The organism is Parapontixanthobacter aurantiacus (assembly GCF_009827635.1).
In the GTDB taxonomy this organism is placed as follows: domain Bacteria; phylum Pseudomonadota; class Alphaproteobacteria; order Sphingomonadales; family Sphingomonadaceae; genus Parapontixanthobacter; species Parapontixanthobacter aurantiacus.
The window spans coordinates 23,585-47,275 of sequence record NZ_WTYW01000003.1; the positions used below are offsets into that span (position 1 = coordinate 23,585).

Sequence of the window (23,691 nt, forward strand, 5' to 3'; positions counted from 1 at the left end):
TATAACATCCACAGGCGGAGCGGCTTTGGCCCCGCTAAAAAGTTATCCCGCAGAGAGTGGACCAGCGGTCGCGGCTACTGCAGCCGCTCGGCGCCAGATTTGCTAAGGCACAGAAAAGTAACCCTTGACGCAATAATCCTAGTGCACTAGTTCACCGATACAATTCGGGAAGTTCAGTGCATCTAACGATTGATCCATCGCAGCCTCGACCGATCTACGTCCAGCTCATGGATGAAGTGCGACGGCTGATTGTTCTGGGGGAGCTTAAGTCCGACATGCCATTGCCATCCGTGCGCCAGCTTGCAGCTGATCTGCGTCTGAACCCCAACACGATCGTTCAGGCCTATCGCGAGCTCGAGCGTGAAGGTGTCGTTTACGTGCGCCGCGGCCATGGGACGTTCGTCTCGGCGCAACTGAAGCTGCCCGAAGAGCGTAAGCGTATCCTGGCCAATGTCGTCGCCCGGGCCCTGATCGAGGCGCAGCGCAACGGCATCTCTCCCGACGAGTTCGCCGCCGGCATCATCGAAGCCACTCAGCCCGCCTCCAAGGCTCTGGTAAAGCAGGCGAAGGAAGCCTGAGATGGACAGCGCGATCAAAACTTCTGCACTTACGAAGCGCTATGGACACCACCGCGCGCTGACAGATGTCGACTTCTCAGTACCCGAAGGCGCGGTGTGCTTGCTGGCGGGAACAAACGGTGCCGGCAAGACCACTTTACTGCGCATTCTAATCAACCTTGAGCGGCGCACGACAGGCGCTTGCGAGGTCCTTGGCCTGGACCCGGCATGCAACGGTGCGGCGGTCCGGGCCCAGGTCGGGTTCGTTTCTGAAACGACCGATTGGGGCTATGGCTGGCTGCGCGTCGGGGAGATGCTGGCCCACGTCGCCAGCTACTACCCCTCGTGGGATCGCCAATATGCGCTCCATCTCGTGCAGATCCTCGACGTCCGCATGGAACGGCGGCTGAAGGCGTTGTCGAAGGGCCAGAGGCGCTGCGTGCAAATCGTCGCCGCGCTGGCGCACCGACCACAGCTTCTCCTCCTCGACGAGCCGACGGACGGGCTTGATCCGCTAGTCCGTGATCGCACGCTGCGCCTCTTCACAGAGCACACAGCCGATACCGGCTGTACCGCAGTGGTTTCAACCCACCTGGTTTCCGAAGTGGCGCAACTGGCCGACCACGTCGCCATCCTGCGCTCCGGCGCCATGCTTCATCAAGAGCCGGTCGAGCGCATGCTCGGCGAACTTCACCGGCTGGAACTGGATGCGCCATCCGGCTGGTCCGCACCATCCGAGCTTCAGACTGCAGTCCTGCGGCAAGACCATGCGATTGGCCGCTCGCCCACGCTCCTAGTGACGGGCCAACTCGCTTTGATTCAGCCGCTCATCACGAAATCGGGTGCTACTATTCGCCACGCCGGAAGGCTCGATCTCTCCGAGGCAGTGGTTGCCCGCCTTCGGTCGGAGCCGAAGTCATGAGCCCAGTTCGGGATCATCCCGCGAGCCTTGGCCGCCAGCTTGTCGAGCAGATCAGGATTACCGGCCGAAGCCTTCGGCGTGAGGCGCTGGCGCTAATCGTCATTCTCCTAGTCCTGACGGCCATCGGCCTCTTCGAAGCGATCCGCGGGGGAGCCGGACTTAATGCCGATCCCGAGCTTCTCCTGGCCGTCCTGCCGCTCGCGCTGCTTCTGCCCTTCGCCATCTGGCGAGCAGAGCCGGCGTTCGCCGATGCGTTCGTCTGGTTCATGCCAGTTAGTCGTCAAAGGGTGGCGGCGACAAAGGTGGTAGCGGGCGCATTCTGGCTGCTCGTGCTCGTTCTGCTTGTATTCGCCTGGATTGCAGCACTTGCACTAGGAAGCGGCGGCTCGATGGGCGAGACCGAACAGCGCTTGGTGGGCGATGCCAGCACATCTTTCACGCAACTCGAGTTGCGCAGATGGAGCCCGCCCGTCTGGCTTTGGTTCGTGCCGGTCTTCTCCGCTTTGATCGTCTATCTTCTGGCAAGTGCGGCATTACTCGGGCTCCGGCATCCGCTCCGAATACTCGGCGTCGTGCTGTTCGGTGGCGCGATGTTGCTGGCGATCGTCTTTGTGGCGTCACCGGGCGGCGCGGTCGGGCAGTCGCTCATGCGGTGGCAGGACCTCGCAGCGAACGGTTCGCTGGGGTACAACGTCGCGTTGACGGCCGGTGTGTCCAGCCTGAGTGATGAATGGATGCGTGCTGATGGGCAGACCGTTTCGGTATGGCGCGATTTGCCCAGCTTGCGGAGTTGGGCCACGGCGATGCTGTCTTGGTTCGCCGCCGCGGTGATCCTCCTGCTGGCGGCGATCGCCCGCCATCGGGAGCGAACGGGATAAATCAGCCGAGTTGGACCTGCTCGCCGGGAGGGAACCCGGCTTCTCAGAGGAAATCAGATAATGTTTCGCAGAATTGTTTCTGCCGCAGCAGCGGCGTGCCTTGTCCTGTCTTCGCCGGCTATGGCGCAGAAGCAAATTCCCTCGGACGCCGAAATCCAGGTGCTGCTCGATGAAGCCGTGAGTTCGGGCCGCACCAAGGGGGTGGCGCTCGGCATTCTACGGCCTGACGGTTCGCGTCGGGTGCTGACCGCGGGTACTGCAGGCGACAAGATCGGCCCAGTTGCGCCCGAGCATGTCTTCGAGATCGGCTCAATAACCAAGACCTTCACGGGTGTCCTGCTGGCCGAGGCGATTAGGCGCGGTGAGGTCGCACTCGAGGATCCGGTCGCGAAACACTTGCCGGCCGGCACCCGCGTGCCTACTCGTGGAGGCAAGGAGATAACCCTGCTTGACCTTGCGACGCACCGCTCGGGTCTTCCTCGAATGCCGGATGAATGGACCGCACCCGATCCGCAGAACCCCTACGCCTCGTATCAGCCGGAAGACATACTTCAGTTTCTGGCGACCCATGAACTGGCGCACGATATCGGCACGCAACGCTACTCGAACTACGGCGCTGGCCTTCTCGGCCTGGCCCTAGTGCGCGCCGCTGGCGCCAAGGACTACAAGACGCTTGTGAAGAAGCGGATCCTACAGCCCTTAAAACTGCGTAACACCTCATTTGAGCGGCCCGAACGCGGCATGTCTGTGGGCCACGCGAAAAACGGCGAGCCGGTCCCCTATTGGAATGTGGATGGTCTCGCGGGCGCTGGCGGGTTGAACTCGACGGTCGGCGACCTGCTCACTTATCTCGATGCGCATATCGGACCTGCGCGAAGCGATCTGGAACGGTCGATGCGCGCGGCGCAGCTGCCTCAACGTGACATCGGTAAAGGCGTTTGGAAGATCGGCATGCTTTGGCAAATGCGAGAGAGGAACGGTCGCTGGATCGTCTCGCACGGAGGCGGCACCGGCGGATACGGAGCGTTCGTTGCCTTCGATCCTCAATCGGGTGCCGCCGTCGCCGCGCTGGGAAATACGGACGACTTCGACGGAGATTTCGTCCTAGAGGTCCTCGCTCCCCGCCTCTCTCAAGAGGGCGAATGAGCTCAGCGCAAGAAGTCAGAAGCGGACTGGCCGCTTCTAAGCAGGAATGCGGAAGCCGCGAATGACCGATGTGGGCGCAAAGCTGTCGTTTCGTTGCTTCCGCCCTTAACGATGCTAAAAATTTTTAAGCCTTCGATCCCGATACTTGGCGGCTTGCTTCAGCACAAAGCCCTTCCTCGGCGCGCGTTTGCTGGTAATAAGACCGTCCGAGAAGGTGCTAAATTTAATCACCGCGTCCACTGCGATTACCCTTGATAAGACACTGACCATTATTGTTGTTTGCGCGTGGTAACGGACGGTTAGTACGGGGCTTCGCTTGCTGACTCAAAAAGTTTAATAACTCATACTTTGCAAAGTTGGGAAATGGTTTGGCTCAGGGGCGATTGCGATGATTCTGAAAGAAGCGAGTGCGGTTGCAGCTGACATAGCTGAACTCGAACAGCTGCGCGCCTCAGCTTCGCATACCCATCATGCGGCCATTGACAAACGTTTGGTGCGACTGCGCAAGGGAGCTACGGGCGAGCGAAGTGCAGCGCATTTCCTCAACCGAGAGTTTGGGAATTCCGAAAGCATTGGCTTAGTGCATGATGTGCGGATCGCAGTTGGCGGAGACGTTGCGCAAATCGATCACCTCATCATTCACCGCTTTCAGCAAGCGGCATGGTTGCTGGAAACTAAGAGCTATTCAGGGCGGCTTAGCTGCGATGAGCATGGTGACTGGACAATGTGGTACGGCAAAAAGCCTACCCCGGTAGCGTCACCGGTCAATCAAGCACGCCGACAGGCTATTTTGCTGCGGCAATGGCTTGACGAAGCAAAGGTGACCACCGTCCGCACCATCACCCCGGTTGTCTTGGTTTCGCCAACTTCAAGCGTGAAAAGGAAGCATTTGGCCAGCGATGCGCATGTCGTGAAGTCCGATAATTTTGGCGCGTGGTGGCTGCAGCAAGCGGACAAAATTGGCGTCGTTTCAGCACTATCCATGTTCGGACGGCACTTAGCCAATGGAATGTCTGCGCAAGATTTAACGGAGCTCGGTCAGCGCCTGTCGGACGCGTACGTTCCGGCGGTCCGGGACTGGCGCAAGGAACTCAGCATTCCGGCAAAGGCGATAGCGCCCGCCGCCGAGCTTACGCCCTCCCCCGCCCCGATGCCGGCAGCGTTCCCGCACACCATCGATACGGTTCATGGCGCGATTACCATTCGCGAACTGCCGGATGGGCGACTGGCGCTGCGCAGCGACACGAATGAGGAGCTTATCTCGGTGGTACGCGGAGCGTGCAAAGGCAAAGCACGCTGGAACCCGCGGTTCAAAAATTGGGTGTTCGATGCTGAATTGTTCGACGATATTCGTGTTGCGATTGCCCGCAAGTTGGACGCTTAACCAACCGCCAAGTTACGGCCACGCGTCAAATTGCACTTTGGGTAAAACGTACCCACTGGGCGCGCATTCAACTGCTGCTTTCCGCGGCCATTAGGTCCATCAGATTGCGCGCTGCTTCGCGGTCTTCTTCAAGCTTAAAAGCTGTCTCCAGGTCAGGCGCCTCACCGAGCAGAAAAAGCAGTGACCACAGCGCGAAGCGCCGCCCCCGGTCTTACTCCATTCCAAAATCGACTCGGATCCTTTCCACTGCCGCTGGCACCGCGTCCGGAGCGATAGCCGCCATGTCGCGCGTACCGAAATAGCGCTGCAGGAGATCATCGAGCGTCATGACGACGCAATAGGCTGCACAGGCTGTTCGTTCCAGCAGCGAATGGTTTGGCTTAATGCGTCAAACAACACGCTGCGTAGCTTTCGCTTGCCACGCGCGTCATGACATTTTCTCAGTTTTGTACTGAGTGCAATATGGCCATGTAACTTGGGGCAACCAAAGGTCGCGATCGAGGGTGCGGATCAAATAAGCCGAAAAGTGTGCCGGATTGTGCCGTAGGATATATGAATGCAGTACGCCGGTCACCGATTCCCCTTGGCCCGGTTGTGTGTCTTACAAAGCATCTCGCAATTTGAAGGGGAGGTCGCCCCCCCTTTGCTCCAAGCGGAAACATGGTCGGCTTCCATCTCCTTGAGCGACCATATCTTACTTTTGTTTGCGTCATGGCCTACGGCGCAAAGAGAGCAATTCGATGTGGTCTTCGTCTGCGCAGCTTTGGTCTGCTCGTTGTAGACCGACCTTTTTGTAGCTTCGTCGAAGACCCGAATGTCCAACAGCTTGGTATCTTGAGAGCCTCCCAGGATGAACTCAAACACACCGCGCCTGTTCTTGACGAAAGGGTCGGCATAAAGTCTCACGACCTCCGCGGAAACGGCCTTAGGGTCATAAGATAACTCGTGATAGCTTTCATAAAGCCGCCCCCACTCCACGCCCTGCATCTCCTTTTCAACGTCTGCAAAGACGCTGGAGACCCAATCGATCACGCTATCAAAATAGTTCTTAAGTTCGGAGATGTTGTTGTCGGTGCGGTGGGTGCTCATATAGCTGCCGATATCGCCCTTGCTGACCCAATCCAATGCGCGTTCGAGATAGTCTTGCCGATTAGCGCTCCCCCGAATGTAGGCTGACCATTTCTGTATATTAGCGTTTTGGCTGTTACTGAATTCAGCTTTCGCACGAGACACGAAAGGACCGGAATATATCGCATTCAGCAGCTCTTGGGGTTTGAGTGGAACGCCTGCGATATTAATGGTTTCAAACCACTGCTTTATTTCAGTTTCCGTGCCTTCACAGAAGTAAATCAGCATCTTTGAATTAAGAATCTTCGCCTGTTGATCCTTTGGAAGGCTATTAAAGAGCTTAGGATTGCTGCCATCCATTATGGCGAACTTGTTCGTAACGAAACGTCCAATGCTGGTAATCCGCTGTTGCCCGTCAAGTACTTCAAATTCCTCGGCCGATAGTTTATTAAAATAAAGAAGTCCCAGAGGATAGCCACTGATTAACGACTCGATGACTGCTTGCTCTCGTTTCCCGTTATCCTCAGCATATATGTAGTTGCGCTGATATTCTGGTTGGATCGTGAGCTTTCCCGCCAACCCGAACAACCCTTTGCCTTCAAGTTGATTATATACGAAGCCTTCGCAAAGCTGGGCTACTGTCATATCCTTCTCAAGGGTCGTCTGCACCCCAATTCCCCCATATTATATTTAAGCGCGATTATTTATGGCGCGATGTCTAATAAGGATTCGCTTATAAACCTTTACGTCGTTGATAACACCCGACATGTTGAGAGGAATATTACCTGATTTGCCAAACCGTCGGAAATAGGCATCTTTCTGATCTTGTGAGGAATACCAACGTGTCCTGTACGGGTTTTTGGGGTCGCTCGACTCAAGGGTTCCAAGAATCTCAAATTGTTCTGGATTATATTTGTCGAGAAATGTGATCGGAACGCCCATAACTTCTGGGTAGTCATTGGGGATAGCATCGGTGTAAGACACTTCTATAGCGTCATAGTTATCGTACTTCTCATATACTGGTTTGCCGTTTATTTTCTTATTGAAACGCAAATTGTCTTGCATCGACATCAGAGGCAGCTCTTGATGCCGTCGACCGTGGTCCAGATTCGTGTACCAGCGAACCCCCTTCACTCTGATGTATTTGAGACCCTTCTCGTCCGTTCGGTGTCCTGAAGCATTTAGTGGGTAATGATCCGGCACACGAAATTCACGGTCACCGCTATGGATTGTCACCCCCATCCAAAGTTTGTCAGCTGCGATAAGAGGAAAGATTTCTTTGTAAGTTAGCGCTTGCAGGTTGCCGATGACGAGAAACTTCTTGTTGTGCTCTACGAGCAGGGACATGAATTCCCGGAAAAGAGAAAATGGTGGGTTGGTTACGATGATGTCGGCTTCATGCAAAAGCTCTATGCACTCATCGCTGCGAAAATCACCACCTCCTGATAGCGGCTTATGGGAATGCGGGTTACGCTCAAGGAACAGTTTGACATCTTCGATTCCAATAGCGCCATCCCCGTCAAGGTCGGTCACTTCTTCAATCTCAACCGAGATTGCCGCTGGCTTTCCCCGTTCGCCAGTTCCCTCGGCGTATTCATCAAATGTGATTTGTCCGCCAGCAATCGAGGATCCGTCATAGCTGGTTGTGATCAGCTTGCGTAGACCTAAACGATTGAAATTCGCAGCGAAGTATTTAAAGAAATTGCTTTCAAAAGGGTCATCGCAGTTACAGTAAACCGTTTTGTCTCGAAAGGTATCAGGGTCGAACTCAAGATAGGCTTCAACCTCCTTCTGAATGTCTACATACTGAGTATAGAACTCGTCTTTTTTAGCTTCCCGGGCGGCGGTCAAGCCTAGATTCAAAGAATTGCCGTTTTCCGCCATGACTATTCCGTAATATTGTTGGTAGAACTAATATACTTGATAATTCGTCTTATTAAGTGCAGCTTGGCTATTGAGAGGTCTGAGTTGGAAAGTCAGCGACTTAACAATTCAAAGATTTTCTTACCGACTGTCCCATGGCCTGTTTAGGATATGCTGGACGCTCAAATCTGATAAAATGAAAACTCCTCACGCTGAGGGGATGGCGCGACTGGATGTCTAGATCGAAGAGGCTAGCAGGCCGTGGCGCTATTTCAATTCGCTTTCTGACCTTATCCGCTTGGCATTGTTTGCTTATCTATGCGACGCACTGGCCTAAGTGGATCCTCCACAAGAATCTGTGGTTCTTGCTTTTGATTGACCGGTGCGCGGTTTAGGCCTCGTCGACGAATGATGTCCCTCAGAGAGGTTAGGAAATGAAAGAGCCGCGAAAGTCGACTGTTGGTGAACTCTTCTCCGGGGACGTGGAATATTTCGTTCCACGCTATCAACGTACGTTTGATTGGAAGGGCGAGTCTGAGGTCAGCGACCTCATTCAGGACCTAATCGCCGCTACAGAATCCAAATCGAACGATAACCTCTATCTCGGGCCAGTAATTTTTGACGTCTCGGAGGAGAAAGCGTCCACGAAAATCGAGATTATCGACGGTCAGCAACGGATCACCACGCTTCTGATTTTACTTATGGCTATGCGCGACTTTGCGCGCATTGATCTCAGCGATGAGAGCGTCGCACAGTCGCTTCAAAAGCATATCTCAAACTCTGACGCGCTATCTATGGGTACAAGCCATCGGCTCACACCATCGCCAGTTATCGGAAGAATCTTCCCGCTGATGAGCGACTATTCGTGGGACGGTAAATTTCCCGCGTTCGTGCTAGAAGCCGGTAAGCGAGTAGGCATTAAGAGAGAGGTGAATAGAGTAAAGTCGATCTATCAATTCTGCCGCTCACAAATCGAAGACATAGCTAAAGCCGACCCCCTGCGTTTCAAAAATTTGGCCCGCCACCTAAGAGATAAGACGTTTGTTATCAAAATCGAGATCGAGGATAGGGCGGAAGCGTTCGAAGTATTTGAGAGGACAAACGCTCGTGGGAAAGGATTGGAGGTCGCGGACCTTCTCAAAAATTATATTTTCTCAAAAGAAGACGACATTCTCGCGGATGATCTGGACCAGCTATGGGATGATATAACTCAGTCATTTGGTGGGTCTCAGCTTAAGGCCCTGAAGCAGTTCTGGGTTGCTCGAGCTGGTAAGGTTAATGCGAGAGAACTCTATCGGAATTTGCGAGTGTACGCCGAGAAGAAGGGGGTGAATGACTTTCTTCAAGAATTGAAAGACTTCGCCGACTTCTATCAGGCATTTCATTCCGATGATCCAGACGTTATGCGGTCCTGGTTGCTTTCAATTGGCTTTCCCAAGGAGAATATGCTCCTCGAAGAGTTTCGTCGTTCGGTTGGCGTCCTGAAGCTCTTCAACATTACTCAGCCTCTGCCATTGATCTATAGCACGTGCCGTTCTTTCAGGCTTGCCCATGGTGATAAGAAGGAAGCCAAGCGTGTCCTGACGCTCTTGAGAAGTCTCGAGTACTTCCACTTTGTGAACAACAAGGTTGGAGGCCGGATCGGGAACGAATCTGAAAACGCCTATGCCCAGTTCGGCGAGAGAATTTATCGAGAGGAAAAGTTGGAAAGTCTCTCGGAAGTTGCCGAATGGTTCAAAGCTAACATGCTTAATCGAGAGGAGTTCGCTGCGAGCTTTGCTAGCCTCTCCTACGAAAATAAGCCGGACAGGAACGTTATTCGATACGTATTCGACCGTCTCGCTAACGAGGGAGTGAAAGACGGTCAATCGCTAGACCTACTCGATCTGAAGTCGGCCCAACATGGCGTAAGATCTAGTTTCGACATTGAGCATCTGGCTGCGCAATCCTTGATCGCCGAGGGACAGGATACCGAAATCTACCATTCGATTGGCAACCTCATTGTCATACCAAAGCAGATCAATGGTATACTGAGCAACAAATCGTTTTCCGAAAAAATGGCAGTCCTGTCAGAGCCGCATAAGTACCCAAACAATATAAAACATGTCCCAAGCTATCTGCAGGCGTTTGTCGCCGAATTTGGTCAAAGCGATTGGGACCAATCTGACATTAAGGCCCGTACTGACAGCCTCGCAAAGGCATCTTATGAAGTGGCATCCACTAAGGCGCGCTATGCCTAATCGAGAAGGCGTGAATGACAGAGAAGCGTGTTGAGTTAATCCGGAGGGCAGACGAAAGCGGCACGCTTGTCATCGACGCTACGCTGAAAACTGACGGCTCGCTCGAAGTGTTTTTTCACGACATTGGTGACGCTGCGGAAGAGGCTTTCGGTGACCGTGACTATGAGCACTGGGTTACAGTATCGTCTGAGTATGTTGACGCTTTGGCACTAGCCCTAGTCAAGCATTCCTGGTCGTGCAGCATTCACGCGGTCAGCGAGCTGAAAGAGCTATGCCAAGCGAACGGCATCAATGCCGAAGAACACTCGTTTTGAGTGGCCTTCTGGGGTTGCGTCAATCATGGCAGTTTGTGACTTTTGCAACAACACAAAATGAGCGTTACGTTAGCCTTTCGACATAACAAGAGATCCTGACATATGAGCGATCAACAAAAACCGCATGAACAAGCTCGCTTCTGGGGCCAAGATCCACGCTTCGCCGTAATCGGTGACGACCACTACCCCGTCCTATTGATGGAGTACCTCACCGGCGAAAACTACAGTGAGGACTTCACCGAGTTCGATGGATATCGAGAGCAGTTCTTCGCGTTGGCCGAGCGTCGAGGGATAGCCTTGCTCGTAGAAGAAACGGGAGAAGAATGGCAGATGAAAAGCTTCCGGAAATTATCGGATGTCGAAATGCCTTCGAAGATGTTCAGATGCAAAGTTGGCCTTGAATGCACCTCACTTGAGACGGACTAGATTGCTTCTAAATTAGCGAGTTTTGACTTAGCGCGGACCGCTAGATTTCGTTTGACCGTTCCATCCTAGCGGAGTGTGGCGGTTACGCCGCCCCGGCTCTCAGCGCTGCGATATACGATCAGCTTCTTAGAGTAGCAGGGTGGAATTGGCAGCTTTGCGCCCCTAAACGGATATTCCGTCAGACGCCCATCCTTCCCAAGAACGGAAATTCCTATTTCGACTTAGAAACACAGTTTGATGTCGCTTATTGCGCTGGAGGTTGTCCCGCTGTGCATCTATCGTTTCCAAATGCACGGTGAGAAAGAAAATCAGGAACTCGATAAAGAAGGCAATATCGCAGCTCCACCGGAGCGCAGGATAAGCAGCCCCAAGGAACTGCTTGTGGCGATCTCGGATTTTTACTCCCGGAACCCGCACGTGATTGGGGGGGGTGACATCCTGACCATCACCGGAGGTAAGCCTGCCAAGCGGGCAGGCATGGTCGCCGCGTCCCTCGCTGGTATCGCGATCGAGGGCGGGGAGCGGGCGATGCAGCGGATTATCATTGTGATTCCACCCGGAGATGATGTCGCGGAGGCTGACGGGCGCGCTCGGGAAAGCTTCAGAAAATCTTTCGAGATTCTCGCGCGCCGCCCGCTCGAAGCGGATGAGGCAGCATGGTTCCGCGACTGCCTGGTCGTCCAGGCGGCGACGGATGGCCGCCATGCCAGTCTTCTGGCTCTCATGGCCGAACAGCCCGCACGAACTGCCATCATCGTCGTCGAGGCGGCGGAGTATCGGGATGACGCGATCCCGCCCTTCGTATCCGAGGACGCCAAAACTCCACTGATCTCCGAAGACGTCTGGGCACCCCAGGTTCACGGGCTCGCGGTCGCAGCTGCGCCAATCGCCCAAGAGCGGCACCTCTACGTCGCACTGGATGTCAACGAGAATTCGCCAATTCGGCCGACGCTGGGCGATCTAATCCTGTCGGTCGATGGCTTCGGCGTGATGGGATCGACCGCGGACGAGAGCACCGAGACCATTCTCGCGAAACGCGTTGATGCGTGGGATCGTTGGATTGCCGTCGGTCAGGTGGGCCGCGCGCTCGCGGACGTCGAAGCGCTGCCCCAGGTGATTGACCCACAGAAGGCATTCCTCAGGGTTCAGCTGTTGCACAAGGCAGGGCTTCGCCTTGAAGCCCTGGCGCTCATCCGGAGCGAGTTCTTGGCTCGCGACAACCTTGACCCGTCCACGCGAGTGCGGCTTGGACGTATCGCTGAAGACGCCGGTGCCGCGAAGCTCGCCGCCGAACTAATCGCGCCCTGCATCGATATGCTAGAGAGTCGCGAGGACCTCGAGTCTGCCCTCGGAACGCTTGAGAACCGAGACGATGGACTTGCGGCGCGTATCGCGATTCGGCTCGAGGCTCGCTTTCCCAAAGCTGAGGGCGTGCGCCGCCACCGGCGCCAGCAGCTGCTCCGCGCTCGCGATCATGCTGGTCTCGCTGACTTCCTTCGCGAGAGCGACGCTGCTCGGGCCGACTTTCATGCCCGCCTTGCCGAGGCATTCGCTGGCGCCGACATTCCGGACTATGTTGGCCTCATCCAGTCAGGCGACACGCCAGAAATCTCGGATGGTTATCGGCTCGCTAGCATTGTGGATGCCCTTGCGCGCGGTCTCATCTGGCATGCGTTTGATCTCGTCGGCGACATCCCCAGAGGACCGGCGCAGGCCGAACGCTGGGAAGGGCTTGCGATCGAAGTTCTCGAAAGCAGCTTTCTCCAGGCTGGGCCGGACGGCGAGCCTGCTGCCGGGATCGAGGCGACCGAAGCGCTGCTCGGCAAGCTCATCGAGCGGCTGGCTAGCGAACCGATGAACGCGCGCCTGCGCAGCGGCATCGTCGGCCTGCTCAAGCCCGATGTGGCTGGTATGACGGGGCTCGCCTTGATCGCAAAGCTTGTTCTCGACCTGGCAGGTCGGCCCATTAAGGTCGATAAGGGTGCAAAGGAGGGCTCGGCAAACGCTGGGTGGATGATGGAGCACAAGCCATTCCTCCATCGTGCGCTCAACTGGCTTCAGGTCGAGCAGCCCATCATCATCGGCAAGCTGGCTCTGCCTGCCGAACTCCTGACCGAGAGCCCTGACGAAGCCATCTCGGCGCTGTCATCCTATATCGAGCGAGCTCCCATCTCGGATGACAGCGACATCCACTCGGTGCAGCTTTACCTTGCGCTCGCCGCCGCGATCGCGCCGCATTCGGCTGACCCCGACATCGACCTCAGGCTTTACCGGCTGGCAGCCGGCAAGATTGCGAGCAGCGGCTTCGCCCAGATAGGCCGCGACCTCGTCGAAGCGGCAGTCCAGGCCGGGACCGCAACGCCGCGGCGCCGTCGTCTTGCCTGGTTCGCCGTGGCCGACACATATCACCGGACCCGCGACCATCTGACTGGTCTGGTGGCGCTCGCGTGTGCTTTTGCCGCGGACAATCGTGCGGATGAGGAAGAACTCTGGCAGGAGGTATACGGACTGACCCGTCTCCTGCGCGACATCGGCCTGTTCGACGCCGCGCTCACCATGGTCGATAAGGGGCGTGAACTGCTTGGGCGCATGAAGCTTTCAGAGGCCTATGGCCACCGTCTCGACCTTCTCGCCTTGCAGGTGCGCTTGGCCCAGCGCGACCGTGACGACCCCGAGCAGCTTGCAGCGCTGCTTGCCGAGGCAACAGCGATCGGGAGGACTGTCCTCGATCAACAGGACCAGACCGCGCCAACGGGCATCATCCTGGGGCAGCTTATCCGCGACGCGCGTGAACGCGACATGGAAGTTTCGGGCGAGACTAAAGAGGTCTTCGCCGAACTCAACAAATGGGCTGGCGGCACGCTCGCGGCGATGATCGCCGCAACCTCCGCACCTTTGCCGACACCCGCTCAGCTGGCAGACCTTGCCGCCGCGATACCGCCAGCACGTTTCGCCGAAGATGTTGGCTTCGACATGGGAAACATCGCTTTCCTTGCCCAGCGGGCCCTCGCCAGCGACGACATTCTGGCCGTGCCCGAGGATGTGAGCTTCGCGCTCGAACTTCTCGCCGACCGCGGAACGGCGCTGCCCAACTGGGACGAGGTGGCCGCGCCTCCGGCGGTGCCACAGCAGGGTGAGCCGGCGGCCTTCGCGGGAGCGATGTCAACGGACGGCGTCGACGTCCTTCAGATGGGCTTCGATGCCAGAGGTCGCCTAATCCGGCTTGCTAAGGTAGCGCATGATTGGCGCATTCGCTGGCAGCTTCGCAAAGGTCCAGACACGGTGTGCTTCTTCGAACCGCGTCGCCCCTTCGATCATGTCAATTGCATTGCGGGGCTCTTCCAGCACGGTCGCGTTCAGCATGTCGAGGAGAGAAGGGTCGAGTACCGCGATCTTGGTTCCGGGATGGACGAACGAACCGGCCAGTTCGCCTAGTCCCATGCGCCAGTCGGAAGGCGAAGTGGAAAAGCCATATCTTTGCGCGCGCAGTTCGTGGATTGACCAGAATGTCTTTTCCAGCGTTGCCGGATGACATTCGCCACGATGGGTGTAGAGTGCGAGCATAATGCTCCTGCCCGAATCGCTGATCTGCTCATGATATGCGTGGCGCCAGATCTCCGCAGGATCATCGAGGAGATTGCGCACGAAACCGCGGTAGTTTTCCGGCTTCATATTCTTCACCCTGCGGTAGTTTGACAGCCACTCGATCAGCCGCGGGTTGAACTTCGAGTGCTTGATGATTTCCAGGTAGAAGCGGTCGGCGAGGAGCTGGTCACGATAGGAAGGGGGTAGGTCGCTGAAGTAAATGTGATTGTAGAGGATTTCGGCGCGCTGCATCCTGCCGTAGTCGCGGATCGCGAGCACACATTTGTGATCGACCAAATGCGAATGCTTGAGTTTCTCCGAGGCGGCGACCGCCTGTTGCAGGATATGCTCGCGAGTCGTCATCACGAGACGGGCGGTCTTGGAACCGCGGACCATCTCGATGAAGTCGAGGATAGCGCGGTCCTCATTCCGCGTGAACGTGGATGCTCGCTCTCCCAAAAAGGTCGCGCCGATGAAGTCGTCGAAGTAGAAGATCTGCTTCTTGCCTGGCTGGTACAGTTCGCGCCCTGTCTGGAAATCTGTGAGGATCGAGATTGCCTCATAGCCCTGCTCGAGGAATGCGTAGAGCAGCATGCGCGCCAGCGTCGTCTTGCCCACCCCGGGAGCGCCCGAGATGATCGCCACATGGCCGTCGTTGAGCATCTCGACAGCACGAGGGTACCCCGAGTTCTGCACGTAGCGTGCAATATCACGCCGCACACGTTCGACATCGAAGTCGCTTTGCGTCTTCGCCGCATTATGCATAACGCGATCAAGAACAGCGCGACTGGTTAGCCATAACTTGTGATGGCGCTGGTGAATGTCCGCGTGCTGTTCGAGCAGGCCGTTGATATCGTCGCGTCCTACAATATCTCCGGGTTCGGCGATGAGACCGCCGAAGATCTCCATGATCTCAGTTTTGTTGGGGGGGGTAAGACCCACTGATGTCGTCAGGATATAGCGGCTTGGATTGAGCTTCTTCGCCTTCACGGCTTCTTTGTGCAATTCGCGTAAGAGACCGGCTAAACCTGTGCCTGCATAGTGCTTGGCTTGGACGATGAGGTTTGCGGCCCCTTTAGCGTAGCGAAAGTCGATGCCTTGGTCTCTACCTGCCTTGAATGATTCTAGCTGGATCCCGTCGCGAGCCTGAACGACGTCGCGCGAGAGCAATTCGAAATCATGCGGCGAAAGTTGCTGGAAGTCGTAGTCGGCCATCTTGTATCGGTCTGGAATTGAACTGGAATGGGCTGAACGGTGGGGAGCGTTTTCCCGGTCGTCAAAAGGTATTAACCTGCGGTTTGAGATTTCATATCTCAAACCATCGGTTGATAGTCGCTAGCGAGTTCCAAGCCGATAGCGATGATTGCGCAAATAGAACCATCGTTTCAATGGAATTTCTCGATGGCGAAAGTTTTTCGACGGTTGGCAATGTGACCCGCAGAATGAACGCTACTCATCCTGAGGTTAATGCAAGGGATTTTTCTGTTCAGACCTTAGATATAGGCTAATTACGAGATGGCCGCTCTTTCGGCTTTCGACGATAACCGGACAGTCCGCAACCGGCCCAATAGCTATCATGACCTTTCCGCACTTTTGTACTGAATGGCCGTCAGCATGTTTACGCCAACATGCGTCGATTTCTTTATGGCAAGACAACTATCGACAATTGCGGCTGTTCTCGCGAACGCTCAAACTGATGCGGGGAGGGTTGTTTTGGTCGAGCACCGCGCCGACATGGTAGAACATCGCTACGCTGATCGTGCTAGATACCGCGGTCGTTCATTTTCCCTAATGAAGTTGGCGCCGTTTTGTATGGCGTCGTTTCCACTAAATAGGACTACGGTGTTCCTACCCTCGCTCTTGGCTCTATAAAGCGCTTTGTCCGCGTCTTGGACAAACTGAACGCGATCGAGATTTGCCACTCGTCCTATCCTAACGCCGACGCTTGCAGTCACCGAAACTTCGTCGCCTGCATGATCATGAATGCGGAGATCGACGATCTTTCTCCGAAGCCTTTCGGCTATACCGATAGCATTGGCACTACCGCTGCCGCTGAGCGCCGCGATAAACTCTTCCCCGCCATACCGCCCGGAAATACCATGATGGCGCGAGACCTCTTCGTCCAACAAGCTACCAACACGAATTAAGCATTCATCGCCCAGCTGATGACCGTACGTATCGTTGAATTGCTTGAAATGATCGAGATCCATAAGCAGGACAGCTAATGGTTCGCCTGAAGCTTGCGCCGCTTGGAACGCTGCCTGAAATTTCCTTTCGAACCCACGTCGATTGAGAACACCTGTAAGAGCATCCTGATCGGAAAGTTTCTCCAGTTCGCGGTTGGCAGCGAGCAAAGAGTTCTGTGCTTGTCGGCTTTGAATGGTGAGAAGGAAGTTGGTGTCGTTCAGACGTTCGCTTCTGCGACTTATCAGAAGCGGGAGCGTCGAACAAAACAACGCGAACACTATGAGGCTAACGTCACCAGCCAGATTTTCGGACAAAGCCAAGATTGGAGCCGCCACCGCGATAAAGCCAGAGACCGCGAAGAAAATTGTCTGGGTAAAGCGCAGAGGACCAAGAATGATGCAAACGGAAACGAGCATCGCTCCCGCCATAATGTAATTGTCCTGATGCTCTGCTTCGGCGCGCATACCAAGATACGCCGCAGCTCCGGCAAACAGCACCGGCGGTATAATTGCGGCTACGAACAGGACAAGGCGCTCATCTCGTTTCAAAAGCCAAAGGCTGCACAGATAGGCGGGGGTAACGAGACCTACTCGCAATAATAATCCAAGCTGCAGCATTCCTGCCATCGCGTCCAGGAACAGACAAAGCAGACATGTCGCAAGCCCCAGCAAACTCAGGAACCGAATTTCCCGCTTAACGCGGTCTCGATGCGAAACCTGCCAGAGATGACGAAGGTCGTCTGGCCACTGCAAATATCGAAGCGTCGGATCTCCCGGAACAGCGTTTGGTCTGAGAGCTTCGCTTCCGGAAAGATCGACGATCGACATGCGTTAAGCTAGCTCGGGAATCATTAAGTTTGCGAAAAGCGAAAGGGGGAAAAGAACCGATAGCGCACCTTCTTATGAGAGGTGACTATCAGAAAGTGTCGCAATGGAACTCTCACACGTCTGGCTCTTCAGTTGCGTCGCGCGCCCGTGCATTTAACTGATGCAAAAGCCTAATGATAAGGAAGGCAGTGTCCGAGAAAGTTTAATCGTGAGCAGTAGAAGTAAACCACGCCGCGGAAGCGGATGACTCTGTCGTCGCTATTCTTATTCTACCTCGGCCGCGATCGTCTCAGCCCGTTTATCGATGCCGATTTGTCGATAGATTGCATTCAACGCACCGGTCAGGTTGGCTGTCCGCCCCTTTCGCTCGCCTTCAGGCAAAAACCGCCAGAACCAGTCGAATGGCCAGCGTTCGCAGTTGTAGCGCGAAGCCAGGTAGGCAAGTGCCAGGCGAACGCCAAATGTTCGATTGACCGGACCCGATATGGCCGAACGCGCTGCGTCCTCGATCGTCAGGATCGCGAGTTTCGTCAGCGTCGAATCGTCCACGGCCATGCTGGCCATAAGTGGAACAATACAAGAACGCCGACAAGAGTGGTTAGCTCCTGCCGGCGGCCTTTCACGTTGGTTGAGGATGCGCCTGAACGCTTCCTCGGGGGACTGTTACTCGCTGACGACGCGCAGATTGCCCGGCAGTTCACGCTGCTTCGGAGCAGGTTGCACAGGCTCGGCTTCCGCGACGCGTTGCGGCTGAACGACCGGAGCAACCGCGAGCTTCAGCGGTTCCTTGGTGAAGGCCTTCAGTTCGCGGCCATGCGGAATGCGACCGCTGCGGCCCGTGATGAAACCGGCGAATACGCCCGCGACGATGACGCCGCCGATCGTTGCGAGGGTGGCGCCTTCGCCTTCCTGCCGGAACGTGCCTTCAAGCGGGATACGCTTGCCGTTCACTTCGATGTGTTCGATGGCAATGTCCATCTTCCCGGACTTGCCGAATGCACCCCGGCTGGTAAGCCATGTGATGCGACCGGTTGCGCGTGCGCCTTGCGGAATGGCAACATAGCCATCAACGATGACATCCGCGACATTGGTCAGGTGGAAGGTGTCGCCTTCCTTCCAGGTGCGACCCTTGGTCGTGACTTCCTGATCCATGCGCAGCGTCAGTTCGGTGCTGGCGGGAAGAACCGGACCGGTATGCGCAGCCTGTTGGACAGCTTGCGCCGGAACTTCGATCATCTGGCCAGTCTGAGCCGATTGAGCAAGAACCGGCGTCGCTGCAAACAGGATCGCCGAAGTCGTCATGGTAATTTCTTTGAACATGTAGCCCCCTCAAATCACCGCATCATCGCGGCATGAGGTGGCTCTACGTTCGAACGACTTTGAAAAAAGAGAAGAAAGAAGGTTTCCTTTAGCTTACGCTTGGCGAAGTGAAGCAAAAGCGCCCTCGCTCGAATTGCGCTTTATGTCGATCGCTATGCGAACAGTACGATGCTGCAACGATGAAATTGGAGCACTGGCAAGCTATGCGGTCACTCTTGCCGTTCGCCGATTGCGATTACGGGTCGAAGCCGTTAGGGCCACCACATGGAGCGGTCGCGCGTTCAATCATTTCGGGATAAAGTCGCAGCTGGAGAATGCGCGTTTTCTCCAGCGGTATTTTATCGTCGCCTTGTATGGCAACACATTTTGGATCTTGGGACTTTCCTTCTCATTTTCGGGCTTTCGCCAGTCCTGCTCTTTGGCGCATGGCTGCGAAGGAAATTTCTCGTGCGAAAGAAGTCTATGCAATCTTTCGCACCGGAACGCCGTGAAGCGCGAGAGCATTGCAAACGACCTTCCGATTGGGATCTTCCGACAATCATTCCTTACCAGTAAGCGGCATGCACGACCTTGGTCGTCCTATGTTTCGGTCGCTTTAAGCAGATTCTCGCGAACCCTACTGCTAAATACGACCGACGGTAAAAATTGACGCAATTGCTCGTGCTTTGTGCGACTTAGTTTCCCCGTCAGCGCTTCGGCCAAAAGCGCGTTCGAATGATCGAAGCGGGATTTTGACAAGTGATCGAAATCATTCAGAGCCATCAGTTCATCCGATGGCTCCTGATTCGATATGAGTAACGCCAACAAAATATAGAGCTTGAGCAAATCGTCCGGGATCGGATTCGCATCGGCAATTTCTTTTATTCGCTTACGCCGTTCGGGATCCAGTTTGGCCCCCTCCTCGCAACCGTAAGTCTCAACGAGCAAAGCGAGTTCAATGGCGGGAAAGGTCTTTCCGTTTTGGTAAGCTCGGTTTGCGAAGGGTTCAGCTCTCGCGCAATCTCCACGCGCCGTCATGATTTTGGCAGCTATGAGGTTTAGATACGGGTTGTCAGGATGCTCATTAATTGCTTGGCCGATCTCGCCCCAAGTCCGTCGATCTACGTCGATCGCCGTACCGCTCATCGCACGCGTCTGGATGTCCATCCAAATTTTTCTAGCGCGGAAGAACGGCTCGTACTCTGAATCAGAATAGCTCGACATGCACGTCTCGACGACGTCGCTGGTCAGCAGCCCTTTCCCTTGGGCATTCTCGCTGAGAACAAAGCATTCGAAATCGTTGCGCGCTGTCAACGGAATACGCTTGGCCAGGTTCTGGCTGATGCGCCCAGCAGGAGCTAATAACTCCACGATATTGTCATAGATTAATTGACGATCGCGACTGAAGTCGTTCGACAGCTCGAGTTCCTGTTCAAAAAGACTTTCACCGGAACGGTCTCGCAGGAAAAGCGAAGCTGCCGGCTTATCGTCCAAATTTCGCTGAAGCAGAATGGTGATAGTAAAGTCGCTATCGACAGTTCCGGGATTCAATCCCCTTGCTACAAACGAACTGGCGATGAGGGCTGATGTGTCGCTTCGGGCCGCTCCAAGCAATCCGCTATGGCTGCTTTGGAACGCTGCGTCACCCAAGGAAGATGCTTCCAGCTTTACGGATGGCCGGGCGATTCCGACCTGTTCAGAAGCCGTGATAGCATTCTGGCTCTGAGCCAAAAATATTCCTGCGCAGACGGCTAGCGGCAAGAGGAGTAACCACGCCTTGCGTTTTAGGGCAGCAAATCCTTTTTTTGGAGGTTCGGGCAAATTCGCTACCCTGCTTGCGAGATTGAGGCGCTCCTTTGTAAGCAGACTGTGAAGACTGACCTGTTGAACGGGAGCCGCGGCAAACGAATTGCTATCTTCATGCTTCCAGTCATTGGACGCAAACGCAGACGGCTTCCGACCTTCATTGTGGAGCTTCACCAGTTCTGGGTACGCGATCTCGAGTGAGGCCATCCTAAGGAAGTACTCGCCCGGTCGATTGTAGGCACACAGGCCCTTCATGGGAGCAAACTCGCTATAGTAGGTCTTTAGCGAGCGGCGTAATCTGACCATCGATGAACGGACAGAGCTGTCGGAACTTTCATCGAAGTCTGCGGGCTTTCCAAGTGCATTTATCGCGATGTCATACTGCGAAATGCGGGTATCGCCGCTAGCTGCGCGTTGAGCCAGATAATCGAGTAGTTTGGCCTGGCGGGGTGCGCGCTGAAATGCTGCGCTTGCAAGAATTTCAGTAACTTCTGCCGCCAACCCTTCTTCGTACTGCATGGTGCGACCCATCCTACGTTGAGTTGCAACCGCTCTAGCTTCGAAGTAGTAAATGACCCGTAAACCAATCGGATAACGTTTCACTTGAAACTAGAAAAAACGTAGTCGTTGCAACACGTTGCATCGTTCCAAACGTTGCAATTGCTGTTCCGAACTCCCCGTTTGAATGCGCTTTCAGCAGGATCATTCCATCGAGTTGCCGGATCGCACTCGCTGATTCGAAGCAAGAGAGCGTCCGGTCTCAAAAAAACGGGGAGACAAAGATTGGAAGAACGCAGACTCTCAGGTCGCAAGCGAACGATGTTCCAGCCGGCCTGCATCGAAATTGAGGATGAATCTCATGCCGTGCTCATCCGAGACTGCTCGGAAATGGGTGCAGGGTTCGAGGGCGATCTTGATCTTATGCTCGGTCAGCCCCTGCGTTATCGCTGGGGAAACGAGGACTTCTACAATGCCAAAGTTACCTGGATCAAAGGACACCGGTTCGGCGTCGAGGATTTACGCGGCAAATACGAATTCGCGGAGCGCAAACCATTCAATTACAGATCGGTTCGCATCCCTACGTCGCGACCGGTCGATATATTCATCCGCGGCATCCGTGAGAGCGCGGAACTTATAAACGTGTCGCAACGCGGGTTCTGCGTGCTCCTTCAGGAACGACCTGAACCCGGAACGCTCGCAACCCTGAAGTCAGGTAGGAACGCGATTGAGGCGGCTACTCTGAAATGGTCCAATCGCAACCAGTTCGGCTTCACTACCCCCAACCCCCTTCGCATCGATCAGATGTCGGCTCTTCTCGCTGGTTAGGAGAATTCAAAATGTTCATCGGTTCCACACTTTCGCAGACGGATCTACTCGGCATGCCTCCGGCTCATTTGAGCGCGATCCGTACCGCTTGCCTTCGCGATTTGCAAAGCTACGAGCCAAACCGCGCGAGCGATCAGGCGCAGTACCGTGAGTCGAAGTCCATGCTGCTGAAGATCGATGCGATGCTCGGCTTCTGAAGTCCGGAAATCCTGCTTCACAAATCACAGCTATCGATTGGCTACTTCGGCACGAGCGGCTATCGCGGCCAACTAATCATGAAAGATCATTATTTACCGATATGAAACCGTCTTCGAACCGACCCACCATCCGCTCGCATAACCCGATGCTCGGCATCGTCGGAGGTGGTCTGCTGATAGTGTACGCAGGATTGGCATGTGTTCTCATGCCAATCACTGCGGTCCAACAGCTGGTTACCGGTCGGAAGAGAGGATACTGGAATTGAAGTGCAGTCGCTTTGACTCTTACGCCTTAAAATCCTGGCAATGGCGATAGGGCCGAAAGCGGCGATCTTCCTTCGCTGGCCTGCGGCGCATCATTCCGCCGAGGCCGGCGAAGCCAACCAGAATCATCGCCCAGGTCGCCGGTTCCGGAACGGACGAAGCTACCTTGGATACGTTCATGGTTCCCAGCGCCACGCCGTTGAAGGTTTTACGCATGGTGTACGTGCCGGTGAAAAAGACCGGATCTGCGATCGTGCCGGTAAAGAGATTTGTTGTTTCGAGCGCAAACTTGTGAGCCTGGTTGAAGTCTAAAACAGTTCCAGTTGCAGTTGCATAGAAGTTAACCGTCTGCGCCTTCGTCCCGGTGTTCGTCACAACATCGACTTTCTTGAAGGTAAAGGTATTGCCCTTGATCTTGTCGGGACCGAGATCCGGGTCGAGAACGAAGGAAAAACTGTCCTGCTCGTTTTTGCCCACGAATTCGAACAAGAGTTCGGCAGCTGAAGCACTGACCGGAAATGCGAAGAGTCCGGCAAAGCCGATCAAAAGAACAATAAGCTTTTTCATTCATTGATCCCGTCTGTTGGAAGGAGCGATTGTTCCCGCTCTTTCAGCGACGAGCTTTTATTTCCGAGACGCTTAAGACTTCGTAGCTTGGTGTAACAGCGAATTAACCATCGCGAACCGCGCAAACCTTGCGAACGCAAAATCAGTCCTTAACGATTTTAACGATTATGACCGCCCGCAGGCCAAAATTGGTAAATTGAACCGCAACCAAACGATGATTCGTAGAGCGATTCCCGGCTTCGAGTCATTGAATGCATTAAAAGAAGTCCAAGCCATGGCGTCAGAGGGTGTTCCGAATCTGGCCCATGCGCGATCTTATTTAATAAGCCTCATTGCCCACAGATCGTTCTTCACAAAAACGGCAAAAGGCAAGACCAAATATTCGCATAAAGTTCAAATTATTCAGGCATTTACTCTCCATTTACCGTGCCTTTTCCGGCTTCCGAAAGATGTGTCTGTGAAAAGCTCTTCATGAACATTGTCGACGCTTATGCACAGCTTACTCAAGGAATTGTCGATCTTACCGGCATGTCCCGTCCGATGCTGCATATTCATGCAGGTATGGCCATTTATCTCACTACGCAGTTCGCTTTGAGGGATAGGCGAGGATCGTTGTTTGCGTTGATTGCCGTTCTGCAGCTGGAGCTTTTTAACGAGGTCATGAATCGTCTGGCGAAGGGAACCTGGAACTGGCCCGATACCAGTAGCGATATCGCTCTGACCATATTCTGGCCTTCGCTCTGTTACGGCGTAAGCACCTATAGGCGGCATCGGTGGACTGCGCCACGAATGAAGCAGCTTGCTGCGCTTCCAAGGATCGAATGAGGTGCTCGCC

General features: G+C 54.9%; 19 protein-coding genes and 1 pseudogene. 11 read left to right on the forward strand and 9 right to left on the reverse strand.

Annotation, left to right across the window (positions count from 1 at the left end):
* Positions 1-227 precede the first annotated feature (227 nt).
* The 5 genes from GRI38_RS10590 to GRI38_RS10610 all read left to right on the forward strand — a co-directional run bounded on the left by GRI38_RS10590 (position 228) and on the right by GRI38_RS10610 (position 4,887).
* Positions 228-578: a GntR family transcriptional regulator gene (locus tag GRI38_RS10590; RefSeq protein ID WP_160683505.1), complete on the forward strand. Its 351-nt coding sequence runs from the start codon at positions 228-230 to the stop codon at positions 576-578.
* 1 nt (position 579) lies between these two features.
* Complete coding sequence (locus GRI38_RS10595; RefSeq protein ID WP_160683508.1) at positions 580-1,479, forward strand: ABC transporter ATP-binding protein; 900 nt, start codon at positions 580-582, stop codon at positions 1,477-1,479.
* Positions 1,476-2,357, forward strand: coding sequence for a hypothetical protein (locus tag GRI38_RS10600; RefSeq protein WP_160683511.1), 882 nt, complete (start codon positions 1,476-1,478; stop codon positions 2,355-2,357). Before GRI38_RS10595 ends, GRI38_RS10600 begins: the two co-directional genes overlap by 4 nt.
* A gap of 60 nt (positions 2,358-2,417) precedes the next feature.
* Positions 2,418-3,503 carry a serine hydrolase domain-containing protein gene (locus tag GRI38_RS10605; RefSeq protein ID WP_160683514.1) on the forward strand — a complete coding sequence of 362 codons (1,086 nt, stop codon included), beginning with the start codon at positions 2,418-2,420 and terminating at the stop codon, positions 3,501-3,503.
* A 388-nt stretch (positions 3,504-3,891) separates the two neighbouring features.
* Positions 3,892-4,887, forward strand: a complete 996-nt coding sequence (locus GRI38_RS10610) for a nuclease-related domain-containing protein (RefSeq protein WP_160683517.1) — start codon at positions 3,892-3,894, stop codon at positions 4,885-4,887.
* A 67-nt stretch (positions 4,888-4,954) separates the two neighbouring features.
* On the opposite strand, the pseudogene GRI38_RS14130 reads toward GRI38_RS10610, so the two are convergent.
* The 3 genes and pseudogenes from GRI38_RS14130 to GRI38_RS10620 form a co-directional block, all read right to left on the reverse strand.
* A pseudogene (locus GRI38_RS14130) lies at positions 4,955-5,215 on the reverse strand (hypothetical protein).
* 242 nt (positions 5,216-5,457) lie between these two features.
* The gene (locus GRI38_RS10615; RefSeq protein ID WP_160683520.1) at positions 5,458-6,624 is read right to left on the reverse strand and encodes a GmrSD restriction endonuclease domain-containing protein; all 1,167 of its coding nucleotides are present in this window, start codon (positions 6,622-6,624) and stop codon (positions 5,458-5,460) included.
* A 21-nt stretch (positions 6,625-6,645) separates the two neighbouring features.
* Positions 6,646-7,839: an adenine-specific methyltransferase EcoRI family protein gene (locus GRI38_RS10620; protein WP_160683523.1), complete on the reverse strand. Its 1,194-nt coding sequence runs from the start codon at positions 7,837-7,839 to the stop codon at positions 6,646-6,648.
* A 413-nt stretch (positions 7,840-8,252) separates the two neighbouring features.
* On the opposite strand from GRI38_RS10620, the gene GRI38_RS10625 reads away from it, so the two are divergent.
* The 3 genes from GRI38_RS10625 (at position 8,253) to GRI38_RS10635 (ending at position 10,798) form a co-directional block, all read left to right on the forward strand.
* Entirely contained in the window at positions 8,253-10,058 is a 1,806-nt protein-coding gene (locus GRI38_RS10625; protein WP_160683526.1) for a DUF262 domain-containing protein, read from the forward strand.
* Between the two features lie 14 nt (positions 10,059-10,072).
* Positions 10,073-10,372, forward strand: a complete 300-nt coding sequence (locus tag GRI38_RS10630) for a hypothetical protein (protein ID WP_160683529.1) — start codon at positions 10,073-10,075, stop codon at positions 10,370-10,372.
* A 102-nt stretch (positions 10,373-10,474) separates the two neighbouring features.
* Positions 10,475-10,798: a hypothetical protein gene (locus GRI38_RS10635; RefSeq protein WP_160683533.1), complete on the forward strand. Its 324-nt coding sequence runs from the start codon at positions 10,475-10,477 to the stop codon at positions 10,796-10,798.
* 3,213 nt (positions 10,799-14,011) lie between these two features.
* On the opposite strand, the gene GRI38_RS10640 is transcribed toward GRI38_RS10635, so the two are convergent.
* From GRI38_RS10640 to GRI38_RS10660, 5 genes are all read right to left on the reverse strand, one after another.
* The gene (locus GRI38_RS10640) at positions 14,012-15,598 is read right to left on the reverse strand and encodes an nSTAND3 domain-containing NTPase (RefSeq protein WP_160683536.1); all 1,587 of its coding nucleotides are present in this window, start codon (positions 15,596-15,598) and stop codon (positions 14,012-14,014) included.
* A 533-nt stretch (positions 15,599-16,131) separates the two neighbouring features.
* Entirely contained in the window at positions 16,132-17,397 is a 1,266-nt protein-coding gene (locus GRI38_RS10645) for a GGDEF domain-containing protein (protein WP_160683539.1), read from the reverse strand.
* A 264-nt stretch (positions 17,398-17,661) separates the two neighbouring features.
* Positions 17,662-17,946 carry a hypothetical protein gene (locus GRI38_RS10650; RefSeq protein WP_160683542.1) on the reverse strand — a complete coding sequence of 95 codons (285 nt, stop codon included), beginning with the start codon at positions 17,944-17,946 and terminating at the stop codon, positions 17,662-17,664.
* 114 nt (positions 17,947-18,060) lie between these two features.
* Entirely contained in the window at positions 18,061-18,717 is a 657-nt protein-coding gene (locus GRI38_RS10655) for a hypothetical protein (protein ID WP_160683545.1), read from the reverse strand.
* Between the two features lie 579 nt (positions 18,718-19,296).
* Positions 19,297-21,021, reverse strand: a complete 1,725-nt coding sequence (locus GRI38_RS10660) for a hypothetical protein (protein WP_160683548.1) — start codon at positions 21,019-21,021, stop codon at positions 19,297-19,299.
* Positions 21,022-21,321: 300 nt separating this feature from the next.
* Here GRI38_RS10660 and GRI38_RS10665 point away from each other — a divergent pair, with 300 nt between their 5' ends.
* Together GRI38_RS10665 and GRI38_RS10670 are read left to right on the forward strand one after the other, a co-directional pair.
* Positions 21,322-21,828: a hypothetical protein gene (locus GRI38_RS10665; RefSeq protein ID WP_237487505.1), complete on the forward strand. Its 507-nt coding sequence runs from the start codon at positions 21,322-21,324 to the stop codon at positions 21,826-21,828.
* Between the two features lie 11 nt (positions 21,829-21,839).
* The gene (locus GRI38_RS10670) at positions 21,840-22,025 is read left to right on the forward strand and encodes a hypothetical protein (RefSeq protein WP_160683554.1); all 186 of its coding nucleotides are present in this window, start codon (positions 21,840-21,842) and stop codon (positions 22,023-22,025) included.
* A gap of 285 nt (positions 22,026-22,310) precedes the next feature.
* Here GRI38_RS10670 and GRI38_RS10675 read toward each other — a convergent pair whose 3' ends face one another.
* Complete coding sequence (locus GRI38_RS10675; RefSeq protein ID WP_160683557.1) at positions 22,311-22,856, reverse strand: PEPxxWA-CTERM sorting domain-containing protein; 546 nt, start codon at positions 22,854-22,856, stop codon at positions 22,311-22,313.
* Between the two features lie 471 nt (positions 22,857-23,327).
* Here GRI38_RS10675 and GRI38_RS10680 point away from each other — a divergent pair, with 471 nt between their 5' ends.
* Positions 23,328-23,681: a hypothetical protein gene (locus GRI38_RS10680; protein ID WP_160683560.1), complete on the forward strand. Its 354-nt coding sequence runs from the start codon at positions 23,328-23,330 to the stop codon at positions 23,679-23,681.
* The last annotated feature ends 10 nt before the right edge of the window (positions 23,682-23,691 follow it).